11 protein-coding genes are annotated in these 13,041 nt (G+C 72.8%); 4 read left to right on the forward strand and 7 right to left on the reverse strand.

Annotation, left to right across the window (positions count from 1 at the left end):
- Positions 1–157: 157 nt before the first annotated feature.
- From ACFC1F_RS05295 to ACFC1F_RS05310, 4 genes are all read left to right on the forward strand, one after another.
- Complete coding sequence (locus ACFC1F_RS05295; RefSeq protein ID WP_209413848.1) at positions 158–424, forward strand: hypothetical protein; 267 nt, start codon at positions 158–160, stop codon at positions 422–424.
- Positions 425–427: 3 nt separating this feature from the next.
- Positions 428–1,705 carry a M14 family zinc carboxypeptidase gene (locus ACFC1F_RS05300; RefSeq protein ID WP_376155843.1) on the forward strand — a complete coding sequence of 426 codons (1,278 nt, stop codon included), beginning with the start codon at positions 428–430 and terminating at the stop codon, positions 1,703–1,705.
- Between the two features lie 554 nt (positions 1,706–2,259).
- Positions 2,260–2,730, forward strand: coding sequence for a hypothetical protein (locus ACFC1F_RS05305; protein WP_209413850.1), 471 nt, complete (start codon positions 2,260–2,262; stop codon positions 2,728–2,730).
- Between the two features lie 687 nt (positions 2,731–3,417).
- Complete coding sequence (locus ACFC1F_RS05310) at positions 3,418–5,553, forward strand: SpoIIE family protein phosphatase (RefSeq protein ID WP_376155845.1); 2,136 nt, start codon at positions 3,418–3,420, stop codon at positions 5,551–5,553.
- An 11-nt stretch (positions 5,554–5,564) separates the two neighbouring features.
- Here ACFC1F_RS05310 and ACFC1F_RS05315 read toward each other — a convergent pair whose 3' ends face one another.
- The 7 genes from ACFC1F_RS05315 to ACFC1F_RS05345 form a co-directional block, all read right to left on the reverse strand.
- Positions 5,565–5,810: a hypothetical protein gene (locus ACFC1F_RS05315; protein ID WP_209413852.1), complete on the reverse strand. Its 246-nt coding sequence runs from the start codon at positions 5,808–5,810 to the stop codon at positions 5,565–5,567.
- The gene (locus ACFC1F_RS05320; RefSeq protein ID WP_376155847.1) at positions 5,807–6,961 is read right to left on the reverse strand and encodes an anion permease; all 1,155 of its coding nucleotides are present in this window, start codon (positions 6,959–6,961) and stop codon (positions 5,807–5,809) included. Before ACFC1F_RS05320 ends, ACFC1F_RS05315 begins: the two co-directional genes overlap by 4 nt.
- A 269-nt stretch (positions 6,962–7,230) precedes the next feature.
- Positions 7,231–8,007 (reverse strand): hypothetical protein, encoded by a 777-nt coding sequence (locus tag ACFC1F_RS05325; RefSeq protein WP_376155849.1) that lies wholly within the window; start codon positions 8,005–8,007, stop codon positions 7,231–7,233.
- A 270-nt stretch (positions 8,008–8,277) separates the two neighbouring features.
- Positions 8,278–10,086: a protein kinase gene (locus tag ACFC1F_RS05330; protein ID WP_376155851.1), complete on the reverse strand. Its 1,809-nt coding sequence runs from the start codon at positions 10,084–10,086 to the stop codon at positions 8,278–8,280.
- 424 nt (positions 10,087–10,510) lie between these two features.
- Positions 10,511–11,596, reverse strand: a complete 1,086-nt coding sequence (gene hypE / locus ACFC1F_RS05335) for a hydrogenase expression/formation protein HypE (protein WP_376155852.1) — start codon at positions 11,594–11,596, stop codon at positions 10,511–10,513.
- Complete coding sequence (gene hypD, locus ACFC1F_RS05340; protein ID WP_376155853.1) at positions 11,589–12,713, reverse strand: hydrogenase formation protein HypD; 1,125 nt, start codon at positions 12,711–12,713, stop codon at positions 11,589–11,591. Before hypD ends, hypE begins: the two co-directional genes overlap by 8 nt.
- Positions 12,710–13,039, reverse strand: a complete 330-nt coding sequence (locus ACFC1F_RS05345) for a HypC/HybG/HupF family hydrogenase formation chaperone (RefSeq protein ID WP_376155855.1) — start codon at positions 13,037–13,039, stop codon at positions 12,710–12,712. Before ACFC1F_RS05345 ends, hypD begins: the two co-directional genes overlap by 4 nt.
- Positions 13,040–13,041 lie beyond the last annotated feature (2 nt).

The following is a 13,041-nucleotide window of genomic DNA, read 5'->3' on the forward strand; positions in this document are numbered from 1 at the left end:
CCGTCCGTCACCCGAACCGGTGCGGGCCATCGGTGACGCTGTGTGCCCGGGCTCCGGTCGGCCGGGCCCGGAGGCCCGTCGGACGCGGCGGGCAGCCCGGTCCCGCGCTCACGCACCGCAGCCGTCGAGCGGGGCCACCGGCAAGGTGGTGAGTGTCGTGAGCCTGGTTCAGATCGAAGGCTCCGAGGATGTGCTGCGCGCCGTGCAGGGCATCGCGGAGCTCCACCTGGTGCGTTCGAGCCTGGAGGCCCGTTCCGACTACCGCTACAAGGTCGCGGCGTACGCGTCCGACCGGGCGGTCGAGGCCGCGGTCGCGCAGGGTGCGCAGGTGACGGTGCTGCTCTCCTCGGAGGACGTCGACGAGCACCACGCCCGGATGTCGGCCGTGATCGGCCGGGGGTACACCGAGCGCGGGGAGGTGTGAGCGATGCCCCCGCCCTACGCCACGCCGACCGTGCCGCAGACACCGGCCCAGATCGAGGCGGCGCTCGCCGACCTCGCGGCCACCTTCCCCGCCCTGTGCACGCTCGGTGAGTTCCCGAACCGCAGCGTCGAGGACCGGGTGATCCACTTCATCCGCATCGCGGACGCACCGCAGGACGGCCGTCCGGCCGTGGTGCTGACCGGTGGCGTCCACGCACGCGAGTCCGCGCCGCCGGACGCGCTGGTCCACTTCGCGCAGAACCTCCTGGTGAGCCGCACCACCGGCGCCGACATCGTCTTCCCCGCGTCGTCCTGCCGGCCGCTCCCGGCCGGGCCGACGGTGAACTACCCTCCGTTCACCATCCCGGCCGTCGAGGTGGAGCGGATCCTGAACGGCGTCGACCTCTACGTCGCGCCGCTGATCAACCCCGACGGCCGGCTCTTCGACCAGCTGAACCCGCCGTCCGACCCGATCGGTGCCGGCTGGCGCAAGAACCGGCGGTCCCACCCCGACCCGGCCAAGATCGGGGTGGACATCAACCGCAACCACGACATCGCCTGGAAGTTCGAGGACTACTACGACATGGAGGTCTACCTGTCCTTCTACCGGGACGGCCCCGCCTCCACGGACAGCAGGGCGGAGACCTACCGGGGACCGTCCGCGGCCTCCGAACCGGAGACCGCCAACGTGCAGTGGCTTATCGACGACGCCAGGGCCACGTACTTCGTCGACGTCCACCAGTTCGGCCGCAAGGTCCTGCTCTGCTGGGGCATCGAGGACAACGGCAGCGACCCGTCCATGAACTTCTCCTCCCCCACCTGGACGGGCAAGCGGGACGGCCTCCGCCCGGGCAGCCCTGGCCTGCCACCGGACCGCCCCAACTACCGGGAGTTCGTCACCAACTCCCCGCCGCACTTCGTGCGCAAGACCCTCGGCACCATCGCCGGTGAGATGCGGGACGCCATCCTGCGCAGCGCCGGGGTGGACCCGACCGTCAGCACCGCGAGCCCCCGGCGCGCCCACTCCACCTACGACGTCGGCCAGAGCGCCTCGCTCTACCACCCGATGGGCGGACCGGTCACCGGCACCACCGACGACTACGCCTTCCGCCGGCAGTTCGACGACCCGGCCAGGGCACCGGTCTTCGCCTTCACCATCGAGACCGGGCACGAGGAGGAGTCCGGGTTCCACCCCGACTACGACAGCCCGCCCGGGCACTACGCCAAGATCGAACGGGAGGTGCACGCGGCGCTCACGGCCCTCTGCAACTTCGCCGCCTGAGCACCGGATTGCCGTTTGCCGGATCCGGAACGGTACCGGACCGGCCGCCGACGCCGAGGCGGCGAGGCGGGGGCGGCGAGGCGGGGGCGGCGAGGCGGTCGGCCCGGCGCGGACACCGCGGTGAACAGGTCGGCGCCGTGGGCTTCGCAGGAGCCCGCGAGCGTCGTAGGAGCCCTGGACGAGTCATTCCGAAGTGATCACCAGTGCGGTGAGCAGGGTATCCAGGTCATTCGTCACAGAACGATCTTGGCCGCCCTGTCTGTCTCTCCGGCCGCCGGCAGGGGCCGCCCCATCGCTCGGCTTCACGCTTGAGTAGGCCACAAGCTGCGGGAGACCGGACGCCGCCGCCGCCATGGCCGCCCGTGCCGGACCTCCCGGTCCGCGCTGTGGCCAAGAGCACCCAGGACAACGCGAAGGTCTCAGATCTTCCGCCGTCTGCTGCCCGCCGGCGTCAAAGGCGGCGACGACCTGGCCGCCTTCGCGTCCCGGTCTCGGCCCGATATTGCCCGAAACCCCGTGCCGTGTTCATGCCGTTGGTGTCATAGTCGGACGTTATGTGGACAACGCTTGCGCCGCTCATCGGCGTCCTACTCGGCGGGCTCATGTCGATGCTGGCCCAGCGCTCGGCAGGACGCGCCTTGGAACGCGGCGAGGCGCGCCGCAGTGTTCGTGAACTTGCCGAGGCGCGCCGCAACGAGCGTCTCACTCACCTCATCGAATTTCTGTCTGCGGTGCAGGAAGCAGAACGAGTCGCGGTGGATCGGCATCACCACGACCTGGCTGACGAGCAGTGGCAGGCCCGGGCAAGGCAGGTCCTTGACAGGGTGTGGGTGATGCAGAAGACGATCCACGTACTGTGCGCGTCCGAGGTCAGCGAAGCGGCACGCAGCCTCGCGTTCGCACTACAGGACGTGATCAGAAATGGCCCCGAAGACCCGGGAGAGCCACAGGACGAGAAGGTCTGGGCACACATACATCCGAGCCGACAGGCATTCCTTGATCTCGTGCGCGACCAGCTGAGTTGAACCCCGGGGAGGGATTCGGCAGCTGCCGTGAGCGGCCCGGGACAAGCAGCACCAGCTCCGGCCTCCATTGTGCGGCGAGCGTCATCTACTTCGCTGGCTTCTCGAGGGTTGCAAAGCCCGCCTTGGCACAGGAGGCGTGCATGTCCGCGGGCCGGCAGCAGGCCATCGAATGACCCCTTGGCCCATCGACAAGCTGATCACGATCACTTCGGAATGACTCCTCCAGGGGTCGACGACGACGTGGGCGGAGCCGTCGTCGTCAAGGACGAGAGGCGCGGGCGGACGGCGAGCGCACCACCGCCCTCGGCGACCGCCCGTGCACCCTGCGGAACCGATCCTCGGGGCCCGGACGCCCTGACCGGACGCCCCCGGACGCCCCCGGATGCCCTGGCCGGACTCCCTGGCCGGATGAGCGAGCTCCTGCTCCCGTGCCCGGAGTGCGGCCGGCGAGGGCGCCCACCCCGGGCGCGGCCGGGAACGCCGGCAGCACGGCTCACGCGTCGATGCCGAGCCGTCGGCCCCTGGATAGACTGACCAGGCGTTCCAGGAACGGACCCGGCGCGGGCGACGGAGCCCTCAGGCACCTCGCTGTCGCACGTGCACGCCACTCTCCGCGACCGCACGGCGGCGGCCGGCCCGGTCGCGGATGATCCGGCAACGGGCCATCGATCGGACGGGAGCCCTGCCATGGCGAACACGTCCAGGTCTCCGGGCGGCTACGACCCCGAGGTCACCCGCCCCGTGTCCGCCCGTGCCGCTTCGACGTCGTCGGGCTCCCCCGGTGACACCGAGCCGACCGCGGCCAACGACCGGCTGGCGCTCAACGGCATGGGCAGCTTCGACTGGGACCTCGACCGGGGCACCTACCACCTCGACGACGTGGGTCTGGAGGTGTTCGACCTACGGGCCGACGAGTTCGACGGAGTGCCCGCGTCACTGTCCGCCAGGGTGCTGCCGACGGACAGCGACCGGCTCGACGAAGCCGTGTCGCTCGCGCTGCGCGAGGGGCACCTGACCTTCGCGTCCTACTTCCGCCTGGTCTGCCGCGACGGAACGCTGCGCTGGGCCCACACGCAGGGGCGCATCCTGCGCGACCCGCAGGCGCACCCGTACCGCATCGTCGGCATCGTCCGCAACGCCGAGGAGGAGCTGGCCCACGCCGAGGGGATGCGTACGCTCGCCGCCGACCGGCGCCGCCAGACCGACTCCGTGCGCGCCACCACCGAGGCCCTCGCCCGCGCCATCACCGTCCGCGACGTGACCAACGTGCTGACCGACAGCGAAGGGCTGCGACGCTTCGGGGCGGACGGGCTCGCCCTCGGGCTGGTGGACGGGGGCGTCATGCGCCTCGTCGCCGCGACCGAGCAACCGTCGGCGGAGCTCAGGGCCCGGGACGACCTGTCGATGACACAACTGGAGGAGGGGCTGCCGCTGTCCGAGGCCGTACTCACCCAGCGCGCGCGGTTCGTCAGCACCAGGGACGAGCTCACCACCCGCTACCCCCGCCTGCTCCCCTACGCCGAGGAGATGAAGATCGAGGCGGCGGCCTTCCTGCCCCTGGCCGCCCAGGCCCGCTCCATCGGCGCGCTGGGCCTGTTCTACCGGGACAGGCACCAGTTCAGCACCGAGGACCGGAACATCTGCATCGCGCTCAGCAGCGCTGTCGCGCAGTCGCTGCAACGCGCCATGCTCTTCGACCAGGAACGCGAATTCGCGACCACGCTCCAGACCACCATGCTGCCGCGTCGCATCCCCGAGATCAACGGCGGCGAGGTGGCCGTCCGCTACCGCGCCGGCCGCAGCGGACGCGAGGTGGGCGGGGACTGGTACGACGTCATCCCCCTGCCGGGTCGGCGGGTGGGTCTGGTGGTCGGCGACGTGGAGGGGCACGACAGCCACGCGGCCGCCATCATGGGTCAGTTGAGGATCGCTCTGCGGGCCTACGCCACCGAGGGGCACACTCCCGCCACGGTCATGGCCCGCGCGTCCCGGTTCCTCGCCGATCTCGACACCGAGCGGTCCGCGACCTGCATCTACGTCGACGCCAACCTGGAGACCGGAACACTGCGCCTGGTGCGGGCCGGCCACCTCGAACCACTCGTGCGGCTCAGCACCGGCCGTACCAGCTGGGCCAGCGTCCGCGGCGGCCTGCCGCTCGGCGTGGCCACGTTGTTCGGCCAGGACGGCTACCCCGAAACCCGTCTCGACCTCAACCCCGCGGACACCCTGCTCCTGTGCACCGACGGAATGGTCGAACAGCCCGGTCGGGACATCGCGGACGGCATCGAAGCCCTCGCCGCCGCCATGCGGGCCGGCCCGCGCGACACCGAGGCGCTCGCCGACCACCTCTGCGGCGGCCACCCGAGCCGCCTCGGCAGCAGCGACGACGTGGCGCTCCTGCTGCTGCACCGCACAGCCGTCCCCGGCACCTACGCCACCCGGCAGATGACCCAGCACGTCCACCAGGCCGATCCGGAAGGGCTGGCCGAGACCCGGGCCATGCTCCGCCAGGCCCTGGCCGCGTGGGGTGCGGCCGATCTCCTGTCCGACATCGAACTCACTGCGGACGAACTGATCACCAACGCCCTGGTCCACACCGACGGGGGCGCACTGCTCACCATAGAACTACGGGCCGGGACCACCCCCTGCATCCGCCTGGAGATCCGGGACCGCTCCAGCGTCCTGCCGCACCGCCGGGCCCCCGGCGAGACCGCCACCTCCGGCCGCGGCCTGCTGCTGGTGGACGCCCTCACCGGGAGCTGGGGCGTGGAGCCACTCGGCAGCGGCAAGAACGTCTGGTGCGAATTCCCCCTGGCGAGCTGACGGACGGTACGTCAGCTGTGGTTGACGATGACGGAGATGCCCCAGCCGATCGCTGCGAGCACCACCGCGAAGCACAGTCCGGCCAGGATGTAGCCGACCGGCCCGGCGGTCGGCCGGTCGGCGGCCGGCCCGCCGACCGGGACGGGCGGGTTGAGCAGGCGCAGGCCGACGGCGAACAGCGCGGGCAGGCCGGCGCCGGTGAGCAGGCCGACCACGACGATCTTCCACAGCGCGTTGAGGTTGATCCAGGCGTTCACGAGACCACCTCGTCCGTGGCGGACGCCGGGGCCACCGATCCGGTCCACGCGGCATTGACGTTCTCCGGCGTCACGGCCGGGCGGCGGGAGGCGATGAAGAAGGCGATCGAGGCCAGCACCAGCACGATGAAGATCACCACCACGCCGGCCGTCCCGCCGATCCCGTTCGCGACCCAGTAGGCGAGCGCGCCGACCACCGCGGAGGCCGGCAGGGTGAACAGCCAGGCCGTCACCATCCGGCGGGCGACGTGCCAGCGCACCTCGGCGCCCTTCTTCCCGACTCCCGAGCCCAGGATCGACCCGGTGGCCACGTGGGTGGTGGAGAGCGAGTAGCCGAAGTCGGTGGAGGAGAGGATCACGGCGGCCGAAGCCGACTCGCCGGCCATCCCCTGCGGCGACTCGATCTCCACCAGCCCCTTGCCCAGTGCCCGGATCACCCGCCAGCCGCCGACGTAGGTGCCCAGGGCGATCGCCAGCGCGCAGGAGGCGATCACCCAGGTCGGCGCACTCGCCCCGGCCGGCAGGGTGCCGTTGGCGATCAGGGCCAGGGTGATGACGCCCATGGTCTTCTGGGCGTCGTTGGTGCCGTGGGCGAGCGAGACCATGGAGGCCGAACCGACCTGGCCGAGCCGGAAGCCGTGACTGCGCGGGCGTTCGGGCACGCCCCTGGTGAGGCGGTAGACCAGGAGGGTGCCGACCGCGGCCACCCCGCCGGCGATGAACGGCGACAGCGCGGCGGGCACGATCACCTTGGACACCAGGCCCTGCCACTTGACGGCCGAGGCGCCCGCCGCCGCCATCGTCGCCCCGACCACCCCGCCGATCAGCGCGTGCGAGGAACTCGAGGGGATCCCGAGGAACCAGGTGGTCAGGTTCCACAGGATGCCGCCCGCCAGGCCGGCACAGACCACCGTCAGGGTCACGTCGTGGCTGTTGACCAGTCCGCTGGCGATGGTCGCCGCGACGGCGGTCGACAGGAACGCGCCGACCAGGTTCAGCGCCGCCGAGACGGCGACCGCGACACGTGGCGGGAGAGCGCCCGTGACGATCGAGGTCGCCATCGCGTTGCCGGTGTCGTGGAAGCCGTTGGTGAAGTCGAAGCCCAGCGCCGTGACGACCACCAGCACCAGGACCGCGTCGTTGCCGCTCACGGGCCCGAACCTAGCCCGTGGGCCACGCAGGCCCGGGACTGCGGCGACCCGGCGCGCCGGGCGGCGGAAGGGCCGCCATCCGATCGGACCAACACCGCGGCGGCCCGTACCGCCTCACCGGTCGGATCGGCCCGCACGGGCGCGGCGCATCGCCCCCCGATCGCGGCTCTCCGACGGGCCGCCCTCCTTCGTGGCCGCCCCGGAGCCGGGCCACACCTCCTGGTGCACCCTGCTGAACGCCGTCGGCCCGGGCTACCGGGTCAAGGCCCTCAACGGGCCGGGTACCGGATCGAGCCCAGCGGCGGGCAGGGGATCAGCGCGGTCCCGGCGCCGGGGCGTTCGACGAAAGCCCGGGCCTCGGCGGCCTGCCGGCGCCGGGTGTCCAGCTCGTCAGCGTGCCAGGCGTCGTACCTGGCGCGGGGGTGGTCATCCCACGAGCCGTCGATGAGACTGAGGCTGGTGTTGCCGGAGCTGCGCTGGAACTCCGCCTTCACGGCGGCCTGTTGGAGCGCGGTCTGGACCGCGGCGAGATCGATGCGGGTGATCAGGACGCCGGGGGTGTTCGGTTCGCGGGTGGGCATGGGTGCCTGCGGGAGCAGGGACACCCCGGTGTCGAGGCGGCCGATGTTGTCGACGGTCGCGCTCCGGGCCTCGCTCGCCATGATCTGCATTTCCTGGTGCAACCAGTAGAACTCGTCGAGGTCCGCCTGGGTGATGCGCATCCGCTGGTACAGGGCCCGGAAGCGGGGATCGTGGTGCAGCGGGAGTACGGGGGCGACGTGGAGCGCCACGCAGTCGTTGTAGCCGGCCGCCACCGCGGCGTCGAGGTGGAAGATCGCCTCCTCCGCCTGTCCGCGTGCGATGGCCAGGTCGCCGAGGCCCACGTGGCCCGCCGCGACGAGCCACGTGCCCTCGGGGCCGAGCGCCGTGGCACGTGCGACGACGTCGTGGAGGCCCGCGGTGCCCACCGCGGCGGGTCCCTTGGTCAGGAACGCCACCAGCAGTTCGTGAACGCGGGTGACCAGTGAGTTGACGGTGTCGACCATGGATCTCCTCGGAACCTCGGCAGTGATGAGCGGAAGGGGTGTTGAGCCTTGGCATCCCCCGTGGAGATGACGGGTGGAAAAGGTGAACGGTTCCTTCTCGTCCGCACTGATGACATCCCGTCACGGATGTCGCCCGGTCCCGACGGCGGGGTGCGGCTCGACGTCGCCCGCTCCCCACGGCGGGGTGCGGCTCGACGTCGCCCACCCGTCGCGGCCTACCGACGCCCGCTCCCCGGAGCCCTGTCGGCCAGGGAGAGGACCCCGCGCGCCTCAGCCCCGCCTCTGCAGCACCATGTACTCCTCCGGCTTGAGCAGATCCGGGCTGTAGTGGAGTGTTCCGTCCGACGGCGCCGTGATCAGGCGGTAGATCGACCTGTTGGTGATGCACGTGTCACCGGGCGAGGAGCCGGTCTCCCGGGACGCGTAGGAGACCTGGCTCTCGTTGGCATCGCTGAGTGTCCACGCGCCCTCGCACCAGGTGCCGGTGCTCGGCGTCTCGGCGCGGATCCTGCTCTTCTCCTCACTCGGCGCCGACTGGACGATGGTGAGGGTGACGGTGGTGACGTCCCCGTTGGCGGCCTTGCGCTCGCCGACCCACGTCCCGAGGAACTTCGCGGGGATGATGCCCTGCCCCGGGTCCGTGGGGGCCGCGCTGGGTGCGGGGCTGTCGCTGGCCGGATCGGAACCACCGCCGGTCGGCTCGGGGTTCTTCGAAGCCGGGGCGGCGGACGCCGTCCTGCCCCCGGCCGGGGCGCTCTGTCCGGGGTTCGAGGCGGCGGCCTTCCCGTCGTCCCCCCGTAGCCGCTCGATCAGCAGGTATCCGCCGCCCAGCAGCAGGACGACGGCCAGCACGGCCGCCAGCACGCCGTACCCCCTCCGGCCGCGTGGCTGCGGTGGGTACGGCCCGTAGCCCGGCCCCGTGGCCCCTGTCGACGGCATCGGCACCGGCGTCGGAACCGGGGTCGGCGTGTACGGTCCGGCCGGCCCGACGGGCCCTGCGGTCGGCGGGCCGAAACCCGGCGGGACCGGCGGCCCGAAGCCAGGAGCCCCGGGAGCCCCGCCGCCCGGTACGGCCCCCGCCGCCTCGGCCGCCCGCGCCGCCCGCGCCGCGTCGGCAACCGTCCGGCCCCCGGTGGGAGCCCGGGTTCCGGCCGCCGCCTCCCCGGAGTCCCGCTCCCCCTCCAGGTCCAGCAGCTGCACGGCACTGCGCCCGACCGCCGCCGCCAGCGCCGCCGGCAGCCAGTCCCCCTGCCCCAGCCGGGCGGCGGCCGCGCCGTCGCCGTCCAGTCGTTCCCGCAGCCGTCCGGGCGTCGGGCGGGCGGACGGGTCCTTGGCCAGGCAGTCACGGACGAGGGAGTGCAGCGGGCCGTCCAGCCCGGAGAGGTCGGGCTCCTCGTGCAGCACCCGGTAGAGCAGGACGGGCGCGCTCACCCCGGAACCGAACGGCATCGTGCCCGTCGCCGCGTACGCGAGCACCGCGCCGAGCGAGAAGACGTCACTGGCCGGCCCGGCGGGAAGCCCGTTCGCCTGCTCCGGCGACATGAAGCCCGGCGAGCCGATCACCTGGCCGGACTGAGTGAGGGCGGTGGCGGTGTCCAGTGCGCGGGCGATGCCGAAGTCGATCAGCCGCGGCCCGTCCAGGGTCAGCAGCACGTTCGACGGCTTGACGTCCCGGTGCACCAGCCCGAGGCCGTGCACATGGGCGAGCGCCTCGGCGAGGCCGACGCCGAGGGTTCGGACGGCCGGCTCGGGCAGCGGCCCGAACTCCCGTACGGCGGTGGCGAGCGCGGGCCCGGCGACGTAGCCGGTGGCCACCCAGAGGTGCCCGCCCTCGATGTCCGCGTCCAGGACCGGTGCCGTCCAGGTGCCGCCGACCCGCCGGGCGGCCGCCACCTCCTGGCGGAACCGGGCCCGGAACTCGGAGTCCCCGGCCAGGTCGCGACGGACCACCTTGACGGCGACGGTCCGCCCGCCCGTGGTCCGGCCGAGGTAGACCCGGCCCATCCCGCCCTCTCCGAGCTGCCGCAGCAACCGGTAGTCGCCCAGCTGCCGCGGATCGTCCACTGCCAGCGGCTCCATGCCCACGCTCCCCTCGACGCCCGGCGCGGCCGTTCCCGCCACACGCGTCCGGAGCAGACGCTATCGGTCCGGGGCGATCTGTGGGACGGGATCATGGTCACAGAATCATCGTCAGATGATCACAGCCTCGCCCTCAAGGCCCTGCCGACGCCGTGTCAGCCCGCTTTTCCCGCAGCCTCTTCGCGGCCTTCTCGCGGCCTTCCCGCGGCTTCCCCTCGGCTCCATCGCGCTGCCTCGGCTCACCGCGGGCCGTCCGGCATCCGACCCGGCCCGGAATCCGCCCGGGCCGCAGCTCAGGCAGCCCTTGTGCGGCCGGTCCCGACCCGGGGACCGGTGGCCCGAGCGCACGGACGCCGCCGACCGAGGCGAACAGGGCGGGGCGCCGACGGCAGCACTCGCCGTCGGCGCCCCGTCCGGAACGGCGTCAGCAGATCCGCGGCAGTTGTTCGCCCATCGGCAGGTCGACCACCCGGGTGCCGCCGAAGCCGGTGCGGGCGACGACCATCCCGGGGTGGTCCACGACGCACTCGCCGATCACCACCGCCTCCGCGCCCAGCGGGTGGGCGCGCATCGCGGCGAGGACGGCGTCGGCCTCGCCACGCGGGACGAAGGCGACGAGCTTGCCCTCGTTGGCGATGTACATCGGGTCCAGGCCCAGGACGGCGCAGGCGTTGGCCACCGGGTCCGGGACGGGGACGGCGCGTTCGCTCAGCACCACGCCCACCCCGGCCGCCGTCGCGATCTCGTTGAGCGAGGCCGCCAGGCCGCCGCGGGTGGGGTCACGCAGCACGTGCAGGTCGGGGGTGGCGGCGAGCATCGCCTCGACCAGGCCGCCGAGCGCCGCGCTGTCGCTGCGCACCTCGACGCCGAACTCCAAGCCCTCCCGGACGCTCATGATGGCGACCCCGTGCAGCCCGATCGGCCCGCTGACGATCACCACGTCGCCGGGGACGGCCCGCTGCGGCCGGATGTCGACCCCGGCCGGCACGAGGCCGATGCCGGCCGTGTTCAGGTACACGCCGTCCCCGTGCCCGGCCTCCACCACCTTGGTGTCCCCGGTGGCCACCTCGACCCCGGCGGTGCGGGCGGCGGCGCCGAGCGCCCGGGCGACCCGGTCCACCACGGCCATCTCCACCCCCTCCTCCAGGATGAAGCCGCAGGACAGGTAGGCCGCCCGGGCCCCGCTCATGGCGAGGTCGTTGACCGTGCCGTTGACCGCGAGGTCGCCGATGCAGCCGCCGGGGAAGAACAGCGGCCGCACCACGTAGGAGTCGGTGGAGAAGGCGAGCCGGGCGCCGCCCAGCTCCAGTACGGCGGAGTCGCCGAGCCCCGCCAGCGCCGGGCCGCCGAACGCGGGCGCGAAGAGGTTCTCGACCAGCTCGGCGGACATCGCCCCGCCGCCCCCGTGCCCCAGCACCACCCGGGGGTGGTCGCGCAGCGGCAGCGGGCAGCTCCAGCCGGAGAAGTCGGGCGCGGCCGAGGGTTCCACCAGCGTCTCGATGTCAGCCAACGGGACTCGCCTCCTGGGGCACGGCCGGCGTGCTGAGCCGCCGGTAGAGGTAGTAGGCGGCGCAGGCCCCCTCGCTGGAGACCATGGTGGCGCCGAGCGGCGTGCGCGGGGTGCAGACGGTGCCGAAGGCCTCGCACTGATGGGGCTTCAGCAGCCCCTGCAGCACCTCGCCGGCCCGGCACGCGGCCGGTTCCCTGGTGGCGATCCCCGCGACGTCGAAGCGGTGCTCGGCGTCGTGGTCCCGGTAGCGGGGCGAGAGCCGCCAGCCGCTCTGCGGGATGACGCCGATGCCGCGCCAGGGGCGGTCGGTCACCTCGAAGACGTCCTCCAGCATCGCGCGGGCCGCCGGGTTGCCCTCGGGCCGGACGGCGCGCTGGTAGGCGTTGTCGACGGTGTGCTCGCCGCGTTCCAGCTGCCGTACGGTCCGTCGGATGCCCTCCAGGATGTCCAGCGGCTCGAAGCCGGTGACGACGATCGGCACCCGGTGGCGTTCCGCGAGCGCCGGGTACTCGGCGGTGCCCATGACGCTGCACACGTGCCCGGCGGCGAGGAAGCCCTGGACCCGGCAGTCCGGCGAGTCCATGATCGCGTCGATGGCCGGCGGCACCCGCACGTGCGAGACCAGCATGCTGAAGTTGCGCAGGCCCTGCTCCCTGGCCAGGTGGACGGCCATGGCGTTGGGCGGGGCGGTGGTCTCGAAGCCGATGCCGAAGAAGACGACCTCCCGGTCGGGGTGCTCCCGGGCGATCCGCAGGGCGTCGAGCGGCGAGTACACCACCCGGACGTCGCCGCCCTCGCCGCGGACGCGGAAGAGGTCCCGGTCGGTGCCGGGCACCCGCAGCATGTCCCCGAAGGAACAGAAGATCACCTCCGGCCGGGCGGCGATCGCCAGCGCCCGGTCGATCACCTCCAACGGGGTGACGCAGACCGGGCAGCCCGGCCCGTGGATCAACTCCACTTCCTCCGGAAGGAGTTGGTCGATGGCATGCCGGATGATGCTGTGCGTCTGGCCGCCGCACACCTCCATCAGCGCCCACGGCCGGGTGACCGTCGCCCTGATGTCGGCGAGCAGTCCCTCGGCCAGCTCGGGGTTGCGGAACTCCTCCAGGTACTTCACCGTCCGGCCTCCTCGGCCCCTCGTTCCACCCCGACCGCCCCGGCCGCCCCGGCCGCCTGCGCCGCCCGCGCCGCCTCCCACGGGTCGCCGAACTCCTCCTGCAGCAGCCCGAGTTCCTCGAAGAGCTCAAGGGTCCGCCGGGCCGACTCCTCGTCCAGCCGCTGGAGGGCGAAGCCCACGTGGACGATCGCGTAGTCCCCCACCTCAAGGTCGGGCAGGTACTCCAGGCACACGTCCTTGACCACCCCGCCGAAGTCCATGACCGCCATCCTGGTCCCGTCGCGTTCCTCGATCTCCGTCACCCTGCCGGGCACCGCCAGACACATCC

The organism is Kitasatospora sp. NPDC056181 (genome assembly GCF_042266225.1).
Classification (GTDB): Bacteria; Actinomycetota; Actinomycetes; order Streptomycetales; family Streptomycetaceae; genus Kitasatospora.

Excerpts from the sequence above, each read along its gene's own strand:
- ACFC1F_RS05300 (WP_376155843.1), top strand. The coding sequence starts at position 428 with ATGCCCCCGCCCTACGCCACGCCGACCGTGCCGCAGACACCGGCCCAG.
- ACFC1F_RS05305 (WP_209413850.1), top strand. The coding sequence starts at position 2,260 with ATGTGGACAACGCTTGCGCCGCTCATCGGCGTCCTACTCGGCGGGCTC.
- ACFC1F_RS05310 (WP_376155845.1), top strand. The coding sequence starts at position 3,418 with ATGGCGAACACGTCCAGGTCTCCGGGCGGCTACGACCCCGAGGTCACC.
- ACFC1F_RS05325 (WP_376155849.1), bottom strand. The coding sequence starts at position 8,007 with ATGGTCGACACCGTCAACTCACTGGTCACCCGCGTTCACGAACTGCTG.
- ACFC1F_RS05330 (WP_376155851.1), bottom strand. The coding sequence starts at position 10,086 with ATGGAGCCGCTGGCAGTGGACGATCCGCGGCAGCTGGGCGACTACCGG.
- ACFC1F_RS05345 (WP_376155855.1), bottom strand. The coding sequence starts at position 13,039 with ATGTGTCTGGCGGTGCCCGGCAGGGTGACGGAGATCGAGGAACGCGAC.